Origin of the sequence: Cryptosporangium sp. NPDC048952 (assembly GCF_043197895.1) — a bacterium.
Taxonomy (GTDB): Bacteria; Actinomycetota; Actinomycetes; order Mycobacteriales; family Cryptosporangiaceae; genus Cryptosporangium.
The window spans coordinates 1648223-1664922 of record NZ_JBICTY010000001.1; the positions used below are offsets into that span (position 1 = coordinate 1648223).

The window sequence follows — 16700 nt, forward strand, 5'->3', positions numbered from 1 at the left end:
TCAGAAAGCAGCGCGGACGGTGCCGCCGTTGACGCCGAGCGAGGAACCCGTGGTGTAAGCCGCCAACGGAGAGGCCAGGAAAACGACGGCACGAGCGACCTCGACCGGCTCGCCGAGCCGGCCCAGCGGGATCTCCCGATCGCGGATGAGTTCCTTGATCGCGGCGTCGCCCTTCAAGCCGTAGTTCGCCTCGACGGTCTCGAGGTAGCCGCCCTCGCGGAACCAGAGCGGCGTCCAGATCGGACCGGGGGAGACGTCGTTGACGCGCACCGCGGGAGCGTAGGTCCGGGCGAGGGTCTTGGAGAGGCTGACGACCGCGGCTTTGCTCGCCGCGTAGTCGACGAACACGGTCTCGGGTTGACCGGCGAGGTCCGAGGTGACGTTGACGACCGCACCGCTGCCCCGCTGGGCCATGAGCGGCACCAGACGGCGGCAGGTGCGGGCCATCGCGAAGAAGTTGACCTCGAACGTCCGGTGGAAATCCTCGTCGGTCAGTTCCTCGAACGGCAGCATCCGCCCGATACCGACGTTGTTGATCAGGATGTCCGGCGCGCCGCCGAAGTGCCGGACGGCCTCGTCGGCGGCGGCGTTGCACTCGTCGAGAACGGCCAGGTCGGCCGCGTAGGGACGGACGGTCTCGAGGCCGTCCGCGGTGACGTAGTCGGTGAGGTCGTCGATCGCGCGGTCGACCGCGAACACCGAGGCGCCCTCGGCGGCCAGCAGCCGGACGATCTCGCGTCCGATGCCGGTGGCGGTGCCGGTGACGTAGGCGGTGCGGCCGTTCAGTTGGAGGTCCATGGGTCTGCGTCCTCAGGCGGCCGGAGGCCAGTTGTCGAAGGTGGTCGGCGTGTGGGTCGGCTCGCCTTCCTTGATGAACGCGACCGCGAAGGCCAGGCAGCGGACGCCGCTGCGGTGGGCGTAGATCGAGTGCGGGACGTTCGGCGGGGTGTGGATTAGGTCGCCGGGGGAGACCTCGCTGACCTCGTCGCCGACGCGCATCGTGCCGCGTCCGGACAGCACGTAATAGAACTCGTGCGAGTTGTGGAAGTGCGGCTCGATGAACTTGCCGGCGTCGACCAGGAACTCGTTGACGAACTGCAGGTAGGAGCCCTCGGTCTGCTCCCGGAGCGCGTTGAACGGAAACATGAAGTGGCTGGCGACGGTGTCGTCGTGCTCCAGTACAGCCGGAACGTCGGCGGTCGATACGTACTGCATCGGTGTTGTCCCTCCGCGGGTCAGGTGAGGACGACGCCGCCGGTGGCGGCGAGCACCACTCCGGTGGCATCCAGATCGGTCAGTAGTCGGGCCGCTGCGGCGACGTGTTCCGGCGCGCCGAATCGGCCGAGCGGCACCTCGGCCATCCGCTGCGCCAGGTAGTCGTCGAAGCTCAGGTCCGCGGCCTGCGCCATCCCGCTGAACGCGGCGCGCATCAGCGGTGTGTCGACCGGGCCGGGGCAGATCGCGTGCACGCGCACACCGGTGTCGCGCAGGGACGCGGCGAGTCCTTCGACGTAGCCGACAGCGGCGAACTTCGCGGCGCAGTACGCGGCGTTGCCGGCTTCGGCGGTGAGCCCGGCCTGCGACGCGAGCACGACCACGGAGCCGGGCTCACCATTGCGCACCAGCGGTAGCAAGCCCTCGACGACGTGGTGGACGCCGGTTCCGTTGATGACCAGCGACCGGTCTCGGATACCGGGGTCGAGTTCGTCGATCGCCCCGGAACCGCCGACGCCGTGCAGGACCAGGAGCGCGGAGAGCCCGTCGGTCAATAGGGGATGAGCCGCGAGTGCGTCGACGGCGTCCGGTGCGGTCACGTCACACGGGACCGCCGGGGCGTCCAGTTCCTCGGCTGCGGCGTCCAGCGCGGGCGAGGGGAGATCCGACAGGATCAGCGGCCGGCCGTGTGCCGCCAGACCGCGCGCGGTGGCCAGACCCAGGCCGCCCGCGGCACCGGTGATCAGAATCGGGGCGGACGGTACCGATCCCGGTTCGCGGCCCGACACGACGGTGGTGAGGTCCAGCGACGCGCCGGTAGTGAAGGCCGAGTCCTTCTCGTCGGAAAGGTGGGTCACCACGGCGTTCAGGTCTCGCTCCGTGGTAGCCGGGCCGGTGAGCACGGTGTTCACCCGCCGGCGCGACGGCGCGGCCTCCAGCGCGGCGGTGCCCACGATGCCTTTCACCGCGGCGAGTGCGGCTCGGCTCACCGGCGTCGCGGAGCCACCGGTGCGGACCACGACGACGATCGGCTTATCCGGGTGAGGGGCGCCGAGGGCATCCAGGAGGACCCGCGAGGGCTCCTCGACGCCGGTGACCCAATCGGAGCCCGCTCGGGACAGGTCGACGACGATGCTCATCGGCTGACCACCGTCAGGCGCTCGATCGACCGGTCGATCGTGACCGCCAGCACCAGCAACGCTCCGGTCACCAGCAGCTGGACGTCGGTCGAGACGCCGAGCAGGTTCAGCCCGTTGCCGACCACACCGATCACCAGCGCGCCGAGTAGCGCGGCTGACGCCCGGCCCCGGCCACCGAACAGGCTGACTCCGCCGATCACGGCGGCGGCGATCGAATTCAGCAGGATCGCGCCACCGCCGATGCCGCCGCCGGACGAGACCGATACCCCGAGGATGCGGGACGCGGCGATGATGCCGCCGGCCGCGGCGAGCGCTCCGGCGATCGCGAACGAGAGGATCTTGATCCGGCGGACCTTGATGCCGGCGCGCAAGGCGGCCTCGGCGTTGCCGCCGGTGGCATACAGGTAGAGGCCGAAGCGCGTCTCGTTCAAGAGGTAGGACGCCGCCGCGAGCAGGACTGCGAAGATCAGCACCGGCACCGGGATGCCTTCGTTGGCGTTCAACACCCCGACCAGGACGAGCCCGGCGACAAGCGTGACGGCGATCGGAATCACCACGGTGCTCACCAGCGAGACCTCGATCTCGTGCCTGCGGTTGCGCTGATAGCTCGTCCAGCGCAGGCCGGCGACCGCGGCGACCGCGGCCAGGACGCACAGCCACGACCAGAGACCGGTGACGAACGTGCCGGCGATCTTCTCCAAGCCGGTGCCGAGCACGCTGTAGCGCCCGGACGTCGGCAGCAGGATCAGCTGCGTGCCGTTGAGCATGAGGCCCGCGCCGAGCGTGACGACGAACGACGGCACGAGGAATCGGGTGGACCAGAAGCCGGTCAACGTGCCGATCGCGGCACCCAGGGCGATCGCGATCACGACACCCAGCGCGGGGTTGAACCCCGACGAGACGACCAGCTTGGCCATGACCACCGCGCTGACGCCGCTGATGGCCGCGACCGACAGGTCGATCTCACCGGTGAGCAGGATGAAGACCAGACCGAGCGCGATCGTGCCGGTGACGACGGTCTGCACCAGCAGGTTCGTCAGGTTCCGGCTGGAAAGGAAGAACTCGCTCTGCGACGCGAAGTAGAGCACCAGGACGATGAGACCGGCGAGGACCGGAAGTGCGCGCAGATCGGTGGCCAGCAGTTCGACGAATCGCGCGCGGGCCCGGCTCGCCCGGCTCGGCGGCACGTCGGCCGGCGGGGTGAGGGTGCTGGGGACGGTGGTGGTCATCGGGCTGAGTTCACTCCCTCGTTACCGCCGACCATCGCGTTCACGATGGTCTCGCCGGACACGGACTTCGATTCGAATTCGGAGACCACGCGGCCGAGCCGCAGAACGACCACCCGGTCGGTGACCTCGACGACGAACTGGTGGATGTCGTGCGAGACGACCAGAACCCCGAGGCCCTCGTCGGCCAGCTGGCGGATCAGCAGACCCACCTGCTCGGCGGCCGTGTGGCTCAGCGCCGCGGTCGGTTCGTCGAAGAGGACGACGTTGGGCTTCCAGAGGATGGACCGGGCGATCGCGATGTTCTGCCGCTGACCGCCGGACATCGCGCCGACCGGCCGGGTCAGCGAGATGCTGTCGAGCCGTAACCGGCGGAGCACCTCCCGGGAACGCTTCTGCGCTTCCGCGCGCTTGACGCGGGATCCGAACACGCGCGGCCCGACGAGTTCCCGCCCGAGGAACAGGTTCTGGACGGCATCGAGGTTGTCGCAGAGCGCCAGGTCCTGGTAGACGGTCTGGATACCCAGTTGCTTCGCGTCGTTCGGGCCCTTCAGGTCGACCGCATTCCCCTGGAACCGGAATTCACCGGTGTCGGGTCGCAGGATGCCCGACATCGTTTTGATCAGACTCGACTTTCCGGCGCCGTTGTCGCCGACCAGGCCGACCACTTCGCCGGGCCGGATCTGCAGGCTGACGTCCTTGAGCGCCTGGACACCGCCGAATGCTTTGGAGATGTTCCGCAACTCCAGGAGGGGCTCGGTTCCCATGGACTCTTCTCCTCTCGTCACTGGTGGTCCTTGCAAACGGCGGACTGCTCGGCGCCCGTGCAGATCTGTGACCAGGTCCAGACTTTCGACGTGACCGCGAGATCGAGGTTGGCCCGGGTCATGTTCTGCACCGGCAGGAACACGGCGGGGACCTTCTGGAATTTGTTGTCGAGCTCGCCGTTGACCATGTTCTTCGGCACGCCCTTGCCGGCGAGGATCGACGCGGTGACCTGCGCGGCGGCTTTGGCCTGGACGTCCAGATCTTTGAAGATCGTATTGTCGAGCTTGCCCTGAGCGATGTATTGCACCGCGTCGAGGTCACCGTTCTGACCGCCGGTGACCGGGATCTTTCCGGTTAGGTTCTGACTCTCGAGCGCGGCCACGATTCCTCCGGCCAATCCGTCGTTCATCGTGACGAACAGATTGATCGCGTTGTTCTCCTTGGTGAGGCAGTCCTCGGCGAACGCCTGGCCCTGCACGGGGTCCCAGTTCGTGATGTTCTTCTCGCAGGCCACCGTGACCTTGCCGCTGGAGATCAACGGCTGGAGGTACTTGTCCTGGCCGGCCTGGTACTGATTGGTGCCGTACTCGCCGGGGTTGCCCTTCACCCGGGCGATCTTCAGGCCCTGGCCCGGCATCGTCGCGATCAGCTCCGCGGCGCGTTTGCCCTGCTCCTCGCCCACCTGGCGGGCGTCGAACAGCACCTGCGCGTCGGCCGGTCCGCCCACCGCGTCGTGCTCGTAGAGGACCACCGGCACTCCCGCCTGCTTCGCGGTCGTCAACGAGCCCGCCGCGAGGTTCGCGTCCGCGGACACCAGCACGATCGCCGATGCGCCCTGGGTGATGGCGTCGTTGACCTGGTCCTGCTGCTTGTCCGGGTCGCCGTTGGCGTTGAGCACCGTGACTTTCGTGCCGGGCGAGAGCTGCTCGACGTACTTCTTGAACGCCGGCGCGTCCCGTTGCTCGAAGCGGGTCGTCGTCGTGTTCGGCAGGAGGAAGAAGACCTTCTTCTCGTCGCTGCCGGAGTTGTTCGCGGATCCGCAGCCCGCGAGTACCAGCAACGTGACCACGAGAAGTGCGAAGCGCTTCATCACGACCTCCGCAGGTAGTCGGCGAGAGCGGACTCGTCGGCGTCGGCGTACCCGCCGGCGGCCGCGCGTTCGAGCTGCTCGAGATTGACCCGCGTCTGCGGGAGCGCGGCTCCGGCCTGCTCGGCGAGCGCGAGCGCCAACCGGAGGTCCTTGGCCGCGAGCTCCAGCCGGAACGCCACCGGCACCTCGCCCGGTTTCTCGAAGGCTTCCTGCCGGTAGCCGACGAACGGCGCCGCGATCGCGCTGTTGAGGAAGACCGCGTAGGCCGCCGTGCGCTCGATGCCGCAGCGCTCGGCGAGCACGAGGGCCTCCGACACGGCGCCGTTGAGACTGTGCACGATGGCGTTGACCACCAGCTTCATCGCCGCGCCACGGCCGCTGTCGCCGAGGTGGATGACCGGATCACCGAGGGACCGCAGTACCGGGCGAGCCCGGTCGACGGCCTCGGTCGGCCCTGCGGCCATGATCGTGAGCGTGGCCGCGGTGGCGGCCGCGACGCTGCCGGACACCGGGGCGTCCAGGAACGTGCACCCCCGGTCGGCGACCAGCGCGCTCAGACGCTGGACCGTCCCCGGAGAGACCGTGCTCATGTCGATGCACAGCGTGTCCGCGCCGAGCGCCGGCAGCGCGCCGTCCGGCCCGGTGTACGCATCGAGCAGGGCGTCGTCGGCGGCGAGCATGGTGATGACGACGGCGGCACCGCCGACGGCCTCGCGCGGTGTACCGGCGAATTTCGCGCCGTGGTCGGTGGCGAACCGCTCGGCCTTCGCGGCGCTCCGGTTCCACACCGTGAGCTCGTGGCCGGCCGCCGCGAGGTTCGTGGCCATCGGTAGGCCCATCCGGCCGAGACCGAGGAACGCGATCGTGGCCATCAGCTCGCCACCTCGCCTGTCGCGACCATGTCGACCGGACGGGTGCGCGCGGTCCACGGGTCGATCAGGGTTTTGATCCGAGCGCTGCGACGCTCCACGAGTGGCTGGATGCCGTCGGTGACCAGCTCGTCGAGACTCAGCGCCACCGGAGCGATGTCGGACCACGGAGTGTCGCGCCGGGCCAGCAGTTCGAGCGAGCGCGGCAGGTCCACCGCGCAGACGTGCGCGTTGGTGCCGATCAGTTCGTGCTCGACCAGGCTGAGCGTGCGCAGGTCCCACTCCGCCGGAGCGCCCTGCAGGCCCACCAGAACCAGGCGGCCGCCCTTCGGCAGCAGCGACGCGGCCGTCCGTAAGCCGGCGGGCGTGCCGGACACCTCGTAGATGACCGTCGGGTCCATGCCCCACTCGGCGATGGCGGCCTTCGGGTCGCTGCTCGCGTCGGTCTCGAGGACGTGAGTGGCACCCAGGTCCGCGGCGATCTTCAGCCGCTCGGCGTTGACGTCGAGCACTGCGACCTGGTCGACCTCGTGGGCGGCGGCGAACGTGAGGAAGGCCCCGATGCCGCCGGCTCCGACGATCACGGCCTGATCACCGTCCGCGAGCCGCCCGCGGCGCATCGCGTGCACAGCGATCGACATCGGCTGGGCCAGCGCCGCGGTGTCCTGGGAGATGCCGTACGGGGCGACCTTCAGGCAGATGGCGGCCGGAACCACGACGTACTGGGCGAGCGCTCCGTGACGCTGGAGGCCGACGGTCGAGTAGTTCTCGCAGAGGTTCGTGCGGCCGCGGCGGCACTGGACGCAGTGGCCGCAGGAGATCCCGGCGCCGGAGACGACCAGCTCGCCGGTCTCGAAGCCGCGAACCTCACCGCCGACCTCCCGGATGATTCCGGTCAGCTCGTGGCCCGGGATCATCGGGCCGACGTGTCCCGATACCGGGTGTCGCTCGTAAATCGGGAACATGTGGGGCCCGGAAGCGAACTCGTGGGCGTCGGTTCCGCAGATGCCCACGGCGTGGACTTCGAGTAACAGGTCGGCGGGGCCGCACGTCGGCACGGGCACTTCGTCGACACGAATGTCGCCCTTGCCGTAGAAAACAGCAGCACGCATTGGATGTCCCATCTGGGTGGATGCGATCGATTGCATTAAACGGAGCGGCGATTTATTCGTTCAATGCAATGGATTGCAGTCGAGTGTGGCCTGGGTCATGGCCGGTGTCAACGGGTTGTCCGAACTGTGAACACCAGGTTTCCCGGCTACAGGTTGATCGTGTGGCCGGCGAGGCCGTGGAACGCTTCCTGCAGCGCTTCGGAGAGCGTCGGATGGGTGTGTACGTTTCGGACCAGCTCCGGCACCCCGAGTTCCCACCGCTGCGCGAGCGTGAGCTCCGGCAACAACTCCGCCACCTCCGGGCCGACGAGGTGGCCACCGAGCAGCTCGCCGTACTCCGTCTCGGCGATGAGCTTGACGAAGCCGACCGGTTCGCCGAGGCCGTGTGCTTTCCCGTTGGCGGTGAACGGGAATTTGGCCACCGTGACGGCACGGCCGGTCGCTCGGGCCTGCTCCTCGGTGAGCCCGAAGCTGGCGACCTGCGGATGGCTGAACGTCGCCCGCGGCATCATCCGGTAGTCGCCGAGTTCCACCGTGGGCGCGCCGGCGATCGTCTCCGCGGCGACCACGGCCTGCGCTTCGGCGACGTGCGCGAGTTGCAGCTTCATCGTGACGTCACCGATCGCGAAGAGGTGCGGCACGCTGGTGCGCATCCGCACGTCGACGTCGATCGCGCCCTGGTCGCTGAGCCGGACGCCGGTCGACTCCAGACCGAACCCTTCGACGTTCGGTGCGAACCCGACCGACACGAGTACCCGGTCGACGGTGAGCTCGGAGGGGCCGTCGCGGTCGGTGCAGCGCACGGTCACGTTCTCGCCGTGGTCGGTGGCGCTCTCGACGCGGGCCGACGTCCGCACGGTGATGCCCAGCTTGCGGTACGCCTTGGCCATCTCGGCGGAGACGTCGGTGTCCTCGTTGGGCAGGACGCGATCGAAATACTCCAGCAGCGTGACGTCGACGCCGAAGGCACGGAGCAGGTACGCGAACTCCATGCCGATCGCGCCCGCGCCGATGATCGCGATCGAGCGCGGCAGGTCCCGTTCCAGGATCTGCTCGGCGTAGGTGACGACGTTGGGGGAGGGCTCCACGGCCGGCAGGCTCCGGACCCGTGACCCGGTGGCGATGATCGCGGAGTCGAACGTGAGCAGATCGTCGTCCACACGGATCTCGTGCGGTCCGGTGAAGACTCCACGGGCCTCGTATTCGGTGATCCCGTTCTTCTTCATCAGGTAGTGGACGCCTTTGACCCGGCCGTCGGCGACGTCGCGGCTGCGGTCGAACGCGGTCCCGTAGTCGACGGTGATGTCGCCGGTGATGCCGAAGGACTTCGCGCGATTCGTGAGCAGATCGGCGAGTTCGGCGTTGCGCAACAGTGCCTTGGAGGGGATGCAGCCGATGTTGAGGCAGACGCCTCCCCAGTACTTCTCCTCGACGATAGCGACTTTCTGGCCGAGCTGGGCCGCACGGATGGCCGCGACGTAACCGCCGGGGCCGGCGCCGAGCACGACGACGTCGTAGTGCGTTGGCATGCGAGTTCTCCTATGCTCCGGTCCGGCTCAGACCAGCAGCCGCAGCGGCGCTTCGACGGCGGCGACGAGCGCAGCCATCCACTGCGCGGCGAGGGCACCGTCGATGGCTCGGTGGTCCACCGAGAGCACGAGGCCGAGGGTGGTGGCGGTCGTGATCTCGCCGTCGATGACGACCGGTTCGGGGCGGGCGGTGCCGACGGCGAGGATCGCGGACTGCGGGGGGTTGATGATGGCGGCGAACTCGTCGACGCCGTACATGCCGAGGTTGGTGATCGTGATCGAGCCGCCCTCGAGGTCGCGTTGCTGGAGTTTGCCGGCGGCGGCCTGGGCGACGTACTGCTTGACCCCGCGAGAGATCGCGCTGGTGGAGAGCGATTCGACACCCCGCAGGACCGGGGTGACGAGGCCTCGGTCGGAGGCGATCGCGACCGAGATGTCGACGGTGCGGTAGCGGTGCAGGCTGTCGTCGGTCCAACTGACGTTCGCGTCGGGAACGGCGAGGTGGGCGGCCGCGACCGCGCGGATGAGCAGGTCGTTCACCGAGATCTTCTCGTCGGCGACGGCGTTGAGCTGGGCGCGGAGCGCGAGCAACGCGTCGACGTTCGCGGTGCGCTTCAGGTAGAAGTGCGGGATGTCCCGCTTGCTCGCGGTCAGCCGGGCCGCGATCGCGCGCCGCAGCCGTGAGTGCGGGATCTCCTCGTAGTCGGCCGCCGCCCCCTCCGAGACGGCCGACGGAGGTGCGTCCGTCGGCCGCGACGCCGCACCCGCCTGCGGCGGGGCTGTCTGCGCCGGGGCCGCGGGGGTGGAGCGGGTGGCCACGGCCTGTTCGACGTCGCGGCGGACGATGCGGCCGTTGGGGCCGGAGCCGCGGACGTCCTCGGGACGCAGACCGGCTTCGGCGAGCATCCGACGCGCGACCGGGCTGACGAAGATCCGGCCCGGGGCGTGGCCGTTCTCGGCGGGGGCGGATCCGACCGGCACCGGGTTGACGGACGGGTCGGGGCTCGCTGGATCGGGGTTGACCACCTCCAGGCCGGGGAGGTCGCGGCGTTCGGGGGCCGGCGTGGTGGTCGGCGGGGCGCTCACACCCAGGTCGGCGAGGAGGCGGTCGAGGTCGGCGTCGCGTTCGGCTTCGCTGCCGAGCAGTGCCACCGGCGCACCGACCTCGACCGTCGAACCGGCCGGAACGAGCGTGCGCAGCACGATCGCATCGTTCTCGGCCTCGACGTCCACGACCGCTTTCTCGGTCTCGATGACCACGATGGACTGACCGGCGGCGAAGGCCGCGCCTTCACCGACGAGCCACTCGGCGAGCACCGCCTCGGTGGCGCCGGCCGCGACCTCGGGCATGTGCAGCAGCGTGGCCATCAGATCTCCCCGTTCGCGTAGCGGTGCAGTGCGGCCACGACCTCCTCGGTGCGGGCGATCGCCGCCCGCTCGAGCACCTTGCTGATGCTCGGAGAAGCCACCGACCCGGTGACCCGCTCGATCGGCGCGTCCAGCCAGTCGAAGAGCCGCCGCTGGATCTCGTCGGCGAGCCAGCCGCCGTACGAGGTGCCGACCGCGCCCTGCTCGACGATCAGCACCCGGTTGGTCTTGCGGACGCTCGCCGAGATCGCGTCCCAATCCAGCGAAGCCCGGTCGAGCCACCGCAGGTCGATCAGGTCCGCGCTCACCTCGGGCACCTGATCCAACGCCTCCAGGCAGTGCCGGACCATCGCCAGATAACTGATGATCGTGACCTGCTCGCCTTCGCGGCGCAGCGCTGCCTTGCCGACCGGGAGCCGGTAGTCGAGGTCGTCGACGGGACCGGGCCCGGTCGAGGTGTAGAGATCGACGTGTTCGAGCACCACGACCGGGTCGTCGCAGGCCAGTGCGGTGTTCATCAGGCCGACGTAGTCGAACGGCGTGGACGGCGCCACGACCCGCAGCCCCGGGGCGGTCGTGAGGACCCCCGCCGGATCCATCGAGTGCTGCGAGCCGTAGCCGGTGCCGGCGGCGAGCTTGCTGCGCAGGACGAGCGGCACGGCGCTGTCGCCGCCGAACATGTGCCGGGCCTTAGCGACCTGGTTGAACAGCTGATCGGCGGCGACCCACATGAAGTCCGCGTACATGAACTCGACGACCGGCCGGAACCGGCCGTCGAGCGCCATCCCGCCGCCGAGGCCGAGAAACGCGTTCTCGCTGATCGGGGTGCCGAGCACACGCTCGGGGAACTTCTCGAGCGCCTTGCGGGTCGCGCCGTTGGTGCCGCCGCGCAGGCCGTCGACGTCCTCGCCGAGCACGACGATGCGGGGATCCTCCTCCAGCCGCCGGCCGATCACCTCGCTGACGACGTCGATGAAGCGCTGGTCGGCGATCGTGCCGTTGAAGTCCGCCTCGTCCGCGTAACGGCTGTCGGCCAGCTCGGACAGGTCGCCGCGGATCCCGACGTCGACGAAGTCGGGCTGCGGCCAGGCCGAGGCCTGGATCCGGCGCTCCCCGGGTTTGCCACCCGGCACGGCCTCCAGGAAACCGTCGCCGATTTCGCGCATGGTCCCGGTGATGCTCGCGTGCAGTTCGTCGATCTCGGCGGCGGTGATCACCTTGCGGCGAACGGCCTGCCTCTTGAGCAGCTCCAGCGGATCGCGCTCGCGCCAGGACTGCTCCTCGGTCTTCGACCGGTACCCGAACGCACTGCCGGGGTAAGCGCCGTTCTGGTGGAAGAAGCGATAGAGGTCCGCCTCGATCAACGTGGGTCCGTTGCCGGCCCGCATGTGTTCGGTCGCCTCGGTCATCGCGAGGTGGACGGCGAGGGGATCCATGCCGTCGACGCGCCAGCTCGGGATGTTGAACCCGAGTCCGCGGGCCGAGAGGCGGGGTTCGGCGGTGGCCTTCGTGACCGACGTCGAGACCGCGTACTGGTTGTTCTCGACGAAGAAGCAGACCGGGAGGTTCCAGGCGGCCGCGAGGTTGAAGGACTCCAGTACCGAGCCGATGTTGATCGCGCCGTCGCCGAAGTAGGTCACGCTCACCGCGTCCGTACCGCTGTGGCGTTGGTTGAACGCGAACCCGAGCGCCTGCGGGACCCCACCGCCGACGATCGCGTTGGTGCCCATCGCGCCGGCCTCGCGCCACTGCAGGTGCATCGAGCCGCCGCGGCCGCGGCAGAAGCCGTCGGCCAGGCCGCAGATCTCGGTCAACGTCCGTCGCAGGACCGTGCGGACGTCGTCGGTGAGAGCCGAGTCGCCCACGTGACCGAACGCCTTCGCCAGGAACTGGTGGTGACCGCGGTGCGAGCCGGTGATCAGGTCGTCGCTGCGCAGATCGATCAGCGAGCCGACCGCACCGCCCTCCTGGCCGATGCTGGAGTGCGCCGGGCCGTGCACCAGGCCGGCCGTGGCCAGTTCGAGTACGTACTCCTCGAAGACGCGGATCCACAGCGTCTCGACGAGCATTCGGCGTAACAGTGCGGGATCGAGTGCGTTCCAGTCGCTGGTACTCGTCGTCACTTCGATCCACGGCGAGGCAGCGGAGAGCTTCCGGTGCGAGGACATGAGGGCCTCCGGTTGCAATGGATCCATTCTGAGAAGAAACCGCAGCTTGGCTGCGAGGATGGCAACACCGTAAGCTACGAATGGATCCATTACAAGGAGGTGTCGTCGTCATGACCAAGCCGATCCCCGGTCTCACCCGCGTCGACCATTTCGGTGTGACCGTCCCGGACCTGGAGCAGGCCCGGGAGTTCTTCGTCGACGTACTGGGATGCGAGTACATGTATTCACTCGGCCCGTTCCAGCACGACGACGACTGGATGAGCCGGCACCTCGCGGTTGCCGACGACACGGTCATGCGGCGGCTGCACTTCTTCCGGCTGGGCGGCCAGGCGATCTTCGAGGTCTTCGTCTACGAGGCCGCCGATCAGGTCACCACCCCGCCGCGCAACAGCGACGTCGGTGGGCATCACGTCGCGCTCTACGTGGAGGACCTCGACGCGGCGGTCGCGGACCTGCGCCGCCGGGGGTTACGCGTGCTCGGCGAACCTACCGTCAGCAAGGGCCCGAGCGAGGGCCAGCGCTGGGTCTACTTCTTCGCGCCGTGGGGGATGCAGTTCGAGCTGGTGTCTTACCCTGGCGGCAAAGCGTTCGACCGGAGGCACCACGCGTGACAGACCCCGCTGCGGCGGTCGCCAGCAACCGCATCGCCCAGCACGTCCGCGAACGCATCCTCTCCGGCCTCCTCGCGCCGGGCGCGAGGATTCTGCAGGACGAGTTGGCCGACGAGCTCGGCGCGAGTCGCCTTCCGGTGCGGGAGGCGCTGCGAATCCTCGAAGCGCAGGGGCTGGTGACGCTCAAGTCCAACCGGGGCGCCTGGGTCACCAGCCTCGACGAGCACGAGTGCGAGCTCAACTACGAGATCCGCGAGCGGCTCGAGCCCCTGCTGCTGGCCGAAAGCATCGACGCGCTGACCGCCGACGACATCCAGCGCCTGAGCGAGATCCAAGACCGCATCGAGGCGACGACCGACGTCGAGACGTTCCTGGTTCTCGACCGCGAGTTGCACTGGGGGACCTACCGGCCGGAGCGCGCACCCGCGCTCGGCGCGATGATCAGCCGGCTGTGGGACACCACCCAGCACTACCGGCGGGAGTTCACCCGGCTCGCCGGTACCGAACGGCGGTGGATCATCAACTCCGAGCACCGGTTGCTCATTCAGGCGCTGCGCGATCGGGACCTGGTGACCGCGCAGCAGGTGCTCGAGACCCATATCCGCCGCACCCGCGCCGAACTGCTCCAGCACCCGGAAATCTTCGAGGCCGCCGCCGACGTCGGCCGTTGAGCGGCTCGCGCCGCGAGAACTGCGTGAAGCTCGGTCCTCGGGGTGTCGGTTAGCGGGTTCGGGAAGTGACTCCTTCGAAGAGCCGATGTGTGAGGCGAGTCGGCCGCGCCGGAGCCGGCGACCGCTTCCCGGTGGCCTCCCGGGCTCGTCCGCTCGCTGGCTCCTCTGGGCGACGCCGCGCCTCCGTGCGCACCGTCCAGGCGCGTAGCCAGCGTCGAACGGTTCGGTAGTGCTGCGGATCGTCGGCGACGACAGGAGCGTCCGGCAGCGCGGAGCGGGCTCCGGCCCGCGCCTGCCAGTCGTCGAACACCGCGCGGAACATGACATGAGTTTCGGGCTTCGGAACGGTCACAACCCCTCCTCGTTCGGCTGGCAGATTTCTCCGCCGCGTCCCGTTACCGTTAACGTGAACGGTAACGGCAGTGTCTCGCGTGGACCGGTCAGACGTCAATCGGTTAGGTCGCGCCGGTCGTGATTGAGTGAGGCCGTGGTGGCAGAGAAGGCGGCGCGCGCCGACAAGCGGGTGACTCTCCGAGACGTCGCCAGGGCGGCCGGCGTATCGCACCAAACCGTCTCGCGGGCGATCAACGGCAAGGGTGAGATCGATCCGGAAACCCAGCGTCGCGTGCTCGACGTCGTCCGCGAGCTGCGCTACCGGCCCAGCCGGTTCGGTCGCGGACTCGTCCGGCCCGACGTGGTGACGATCGGCCTCGTCGTCCCGGACGTCGTCAACCCGTTCTACCCGGAGTTCATCGCCGGGGTCATCGAAGCGGCGGGCGCTCGGGAGTGGCAGGTCGTCGTCGCCAGTACCGAGGGCGACCGTCCGCGCGAGCTGACGCTGTTGCGTTCACTCGGCCAGCAGGTCGACGCGCTCGTCGGGTACTTCAGCCATACCGACGCCGAACTGGAGCCATACATCGCCGGTGTACCGCTGGTCGTCGTCGACGGGACGCCGCACACGGGGACTCACGCGGTGGTGAGGATCGACAGCGAGACAGGTATCCGGACCGGACTCGAGCACCTGATCAGCCGGGGGCACCGCCACATCGGCATGGTCGACTGCGTCTCCTATTGCGACCCCGACGTGCGGAGCCGAACCTTCCTCGACGTCGCCCGCGCGCACCGCCTTCCGATCGACGAAAACTGGGTCATCGTCGCCGAGGAGTCGTTGACCGGTGGCGGCGCAGCATTCGAGGCACTACGAGCCAGGCATCCCGTCCTGACCGCGATTGTCGCCTTCAACGATCTCGTCGCCATCGGTGCGTTCCAAGCGGCTCGTCGGCTCGGCGTGGCCGTTCCGAAGGATTGCGCGATCGTTGGCTTCGACGGCCTGAGCATCGGCGAGCTGATCGAGCCACCGCTCACCACGCTCCACCTCGACAAGAGGCGGCTCGGCGAGCTCGCGGTGACGCAGCTCGATCAGCTGCTGGCGGGTGAGATGCCGCCGCCCGTCGTGCTCAGCCCGCGTCTACTCGTCCGCGGCACGACGTGACGAGATCCCGCGCACTCTGAGTCCGCGTGTGGTGGCGCTCATAGGCACGCGCGAGGATCCCGCAGTTGTGGGTTCGAGTCGGTCCAGCCACGAGCCTGGGCGCACCTGTCGCCGACGCGCATCTGCCGATCGGCAGATATTCGCCCGGCCGCGGAATCGGGATTCTGGAGGCATCGCCGCCCGAGCGGGCGGGTCGCCGAGGAGGCCTCATGTCCCTGGAAACAGTCGTTACGGAGCCCGTGACCCCGCGTGCCGAGGAACCGCCGCCGCGTTACGCGGTGCGGGCCGCTTACACCGCCGCTGCCGCCGCCACCATCGGCTTCATCCCACTGCACGCGGTCTGGGCGCTGGGCATTCCGCTGTTCGCCGACGCCGCGCTGTTCGAGCCCTGGTACGAGGACGGTGGCGGGGTGTATCTGCTGACGCTCAATCTGTTGGCGTTGTTGCCGGCCGTGTTGGCCATGGCTCTGATTCGCCCCTGGGGCCTCGTCTTTCCTCGTTGGGTGCCGGTCTTCGGCGGTGGTCCGGTGCCGCGGATGCTCCTGATCGCACCAGGGGCCGGACTGTCCGCCGCGCTTCTCGCTTACACCGTGTTCGCTGCCGTCCTGATGCCGTTCCAATGGGGCGACCCGGCCGCGATCTTCGATGCCCGGACCGGAATCTACGGAATAGGCCAGTTCCTCGTCTGGATCGCCGGACTAGCGATCGCGACCCACTCCTACGCCCGGCGCACGCGCCCCGACAGCGCCCATGAGGCCTAGATGGTTCCGGAGGCGAAGTTCGATGAAACGCTCGCGTACACGTCGTCGGGAACGTAGGTGACGGTCATCGGCCGCACCTCGGTGACCACCCCGGTGTCCAAGCTGTACAGCGCCGGGATCGCTTCGATCGAACCACGCCACACCGCGACGTCCACCAACGGAGAACGCTGCCGCAACTGCTCGATCGTGTAGGCGGCGTGCAGGCCGCTGACCTCCGCGCCGCTGGCGGCTCCGGCGTGCCGGGCCCGCAGGACGTTCGGCGTGATGCGCTCGGCGACGTCACGGATGTAACCGGGAGGCACCTTGCCTTCGTCGACGATCCGGCTCGCCGCGGCGACGGCACCGCACTCCTCGTGGCCCAGCACGACGATCAGTGACACCCGCAGCACGTCGACCGCGTACTCGACCGAGCCGATGACGGCCGCGTCCAGGGCGTGTCCCGCGGTGCGGACGACGAACAGGTCGCCGAGACCTTGGTCGAAGAGGATCTCGGCCGGCACCCGCGAATCGGAACAGCCCAGCACCAACGCGAACGGATTCTGTGATCGGCTGATCTCGGCGCGCCGAGCGGCCCCCCGGTCGGCGTCGGCCGCGCTCCGGCCTTCGACCCACCGGGTGTTGCCCTGCAGCAACCGGGCCCACGGCGACGAGGTGGCCGGTCCGATTTTGTACACGTGTTTC

General features: G+C 69.0%; 16 protein-coding genes. 4 read left to right on the plus strand and 12 right to left on the minus strand.

Annotated features, from left to right (window positions below; all coding sequences use genetic code 11):
- The 11 genes from ACGFY5_RS07830 to ACGFY5_RS07880 all read right to left on the minus strand — a co-directional run bounded on the left by ACGFY5_RS07830 (position 1) and on the right by ACGFY5_RS07880 (position 12484).
- Positions 1–798 carry an SDR family NAD(P)-dependent oxidoreductase gene (locus ACGFY5_RS07830; protein WP_392718471.1) on the minus strand — a complete coding sequence of 266 codons (798 nt, stop codon included), beginning with the start codon at positions 796–798 and terminating at the stop codon, positions 1–3.
- Positions 799–810: 12 nt separating this feature from the next.
- On the minus strand, positions 811–1215 hold the full coding sequence (locus ACGFY5_RS07835) for a cupin domain-containing protein (protein WP_392718473.1): 405 nt from the start codon (positions 1213–1215) through the stop codon (positions 811–813).
- Positions 1216–1235: 20 nt separating this feature from the next.
- On the minus strand, positions 1236–2354 hold the full coding sequence (locus tag ACGFY5_RS07840; RefSeq protein WP_392718475.1) for an SDR family NAD(P)-dependent oxidoreductase: 1119 nt from the start codon (positions 2352–2354) through the stop codon (positions 1236–1238).
- Positions 2351–3583 (minus strand): sugar ABC transporter permease, encoded by a 1233-nt coding sequence (locus ACGFY5_RS07845; protein WP_392718477.1) that lies wholly within the window; start codon positions 3581–3583, stop codon positions 2351–2353. The genes ACGFY5_RS07840 and ACGFY5_RS07845 overlap by 4 nt, the downstream gene beginning before the upstream one ends.
- Positions 3580–4347 (minus strand): ATP-binding cassette domain-containing protein, encoded by a 768-nt coding sequence (locus ACGFY5_RS07850; RefSeq protein WP_392718479.1) that lies wholly within the window; start codon positions 4345–4347, stop codon positions 3580–3582. The genes ACGFY5_RS07845 and ACGFY5_RS07850 overlap by 4 nt, the downstream gene beginning before the upstream one ends.
- 17 nt (positions 4348–4364) lie before the next feature.
- Entirely contained in the window at positions 4365–5438 is a 1074-nt protein-coding gene (locus ACGFY5_RS07855; RefSeq protein WP_392718481.1) for a sugar ABC transporter substrate-binding protein, read from the minus strand.
- Positions 5438–6310 carry an NAD(P)-dependent oxidoreductase gene (locus ACGFY5_RS07860; protein WP_392718483.1) on the minus strand — a complete coding sequence of 291 codons (873 nt, stop codon included), beginning with the start codon at positions 6308–6310 and terminating at the stop codon, positions 5438–5440. The genes ACGFY5_RS07855 and ACGFY5_RS07860 overlap by 1 nt, the downstream gene beginning before the upstream one ends.
- Positions 6310–7419 carry a zinc-binding dehydrogenase gene (locus ACGFY5_RS07865; protein ID WP_392718485.1) on the minus strand — a complete coding sequence of 370 codons (1110 nt, stop codon included), beginning with the start codon at positions 7417–7419 and terminating at the stop codon, positions 6310–6312. Before ACGFY5_RS07865 ends, ACGFY5_RS07860 begins: the two co-directional genes overlap by 1 nt.
- Before the next feature lie 146 nt (positions 7420–7565).
- On the minus strand, positions 7566–8948 hold the full coding sequence (gene lpdA / locus ACGFY5_RS07870; protein WP_392718487.1) for a dihydrolipoyl dehydrogenase: 1383 nt from the start codon (positions 8946–8948) through the stop codon (positions 7566–7568).
- Between the two features lie 27 nt (positions 8949–8975).
- Positions 8976–10316, minus strand: a complete 1341-nt coding sequence (locus ACGFY5_RS07875) for a dihydrolipoamide acetyltransferase family protein (RefSeq protein WP_392718489.1) — start codon at positions 10314–10316, stop codon at positions 8976–8978.
- A complete protein-coding gene (locus ACGFY5_RS07880) occupies positions 10316–12484 on the minus strand; it encodes a thiamine pyrophosphate-dependent enzyme (protein WP_392718491.1) in 2169 nt (722 codons plus the stop codon). The genes ACGFY5_RS07875 and ACGFY5_RS07880 overlap by 1 nt, the downstream gene beginning before the upstream one ends.
- A gap of 110 nt (positions 12485–12594) precedes the next feature.
- Here ACGFY5_RS07880 and ACGFY5_RS07885 point away from each other — a divergent pair, with 110 nt between their 5' ends.
- The 4 genes from ACGFY5_RS07885 to ACGFY5_RS07900 all read left to right on the plus strand — a co-directional run bounded on the left by ACGFY5_RS07885 (position 12595) and on the right by ACGFY5_RS07900 (position 16019).
- The gene (locus tag ACGFY5_RS07885) at positions 12595–13095 is read left to right on the plus strand and encodes a VOC family protein (protein ID WP_392718493.1); all 501 of its coding nucleotides are present in this window, start codon (positions 12595–12597) and stop codon (positions 13093–13095) included.
- Positions 13092–13766: a GntR family transcriptional regulator gene (locus ACGFY5_RS07890; RefSeq protein ID WP_392718495.1), complete on the plus strand. Its 675-nt coding sequence runs from the start codon at positions 13092–13094 to the stop codon at positions 13764–13766. Before ACGFY5_RS07885 ends, ACGFY5_RS07890 begins: the two co-directional genes overlap by 4 nt.
- A gap of 487 nt (positions 13767–14253) precedes the next feature.
- A complete protein-coding gene (locus ACGFY5_RS07895; protein ID WP_392718497.1) occupies positions 14254–15258 on the plus strand; it encodes a LacI family DNA-binding transcriptional regulator in 1005 nt (334 codons plus the stop codon).
- 209 nt (positions 15259–15467) lie between these two features.
- Positions 15468–16019, plus strand: a complete 552-nt coding sequence (locus ACGFY5_RS07900) for a hypothetical protein (RefSeq protein WP_392718499.1) — start codon at positions 15468–15470, stop codon at positions 16017–16019.
- On the opposite strand, the gene ACGFY5_RS07905 is transcribed toward ACGFY5_RS07900, so the two are convergent.
- Positions 16016–16693, minus strand: a complete 678-nt coding sequence (locus tag ACGFY5_RS07905; RefSeq protein ID WP_392718501.1) for a carbonic anhydrase — start codon at positions 16691–16693, stop codon at positions 16016–16018. The two genes, ACGFY5_RS07900 and ACGFY5_RS07905, sit on opposite strands and share 4 nt — an antisense overlap.
- Positions 16694–16700 lie beyond the last annotated feature (7 nt).

What these genes read in the sequence shown, in the direction of transcription:
- ACGFY5_RS07830 (WP_392718471.1), bottom strand. Translation starts at nt 798, where the DNA reads ATGGACCTCCAACTGAACGGCCGCACCGCCTACGTCACCGGCACCGCC.
- ACGFY5_RS07835 (WP_392718473.1), bottom strand. Translation starts at nt 1,215, where the DNA reads ATGCAGTACGTATCGACCGCCGACGTTCCGGCTGTACTGGAGCACGAC.
- ACGFY5_RS07840 (WP_392718475.1), bottom strand. Translation starts at nt 2,354, where the DNA reads ATGAGCATCGTCGTCGACCTGTCCCGAGCGGGCTCCGATTGGGTCACC.
- ACGFY5_RS07845 (WP_392718477.1), bottom strand. Translation starts at nt 3,583, where the DNA reads ATGACCACCACCGTCCCCAGCACCCTCACCCCGCCGGCCGACGTGCCG.
- ACGFY5_RS07850 (WP_392718479.1), bottom strand. Translation starts at nt 4,347, where the DNA reads ATGGGAACCGAGCCCCTCCTGGAGTTGCGGAACATCTCCAAAGCATTC.
- ACGFY5_RS07855 (WP_392718481.1), bottom strand. Translation starts at nt 5,438, where the DNA reads ATGAAGCGCTTCGCACTTCTCGTGGTCACGTTGCTGGTACTCGCGGGC.
- ACGFY5_RS07860 (WP_392718483.1), bottom strand. Translation starts at nt 6,310, where the DNA reads ATGGCCACGATCGCGTTCCTCGGTCTCGGCCGGATGGGCCTACCGATG.
- ACGFY5_RS07865 (WP_392718485.1), bottom strand. Translation starts at nt 7,419, where the DNA reads ATGCGTGCTGCTGTTTTCTACGGCAAGGGCGACATTCGTGTCGACGAA.
- lpdA (WP_392718487.1), bottom strand. Translation starts at nt 8,948, where the DNA reads ATGCCAACGCACTACGACGTCGTCGTGCTCGGCGCCGGCCCCGGCGGT.
- ACGFY5_RS07875 (WP_392718489.1), bottom strand. Translation starts at nt 10,316, where the DNA reads ATGGCCACGCTGCTGCACATGCCCGAGGTCGCGGCCGGCGCCACCGAG.
- ACGFY5_RS07880 (WP_392718491.1), bottom strand. Translation starts at nt 12,484, where the DNA reads ATGTCCTCGCACCGGAAGCTCTCCGCTGCCTCGCCGTGGATCGAAGTG.
- ACGFY5_RS07885 (WP_392718493.1), top strand. Translation starts at nt 12,595, where the DNA reads ATGACCAAGCCGATCCCCGGTCTCACCCGCGTCGACCATTTCGGTGTG.
- ACGFY5_RS07900 (WP_392718499.1), top strand. Translation starts at nt 15,468, where the DNA reads ATGTCCCTGGAAACAGTCGTTACGGAGCCCGTGACCCCGCGTGCCGAG.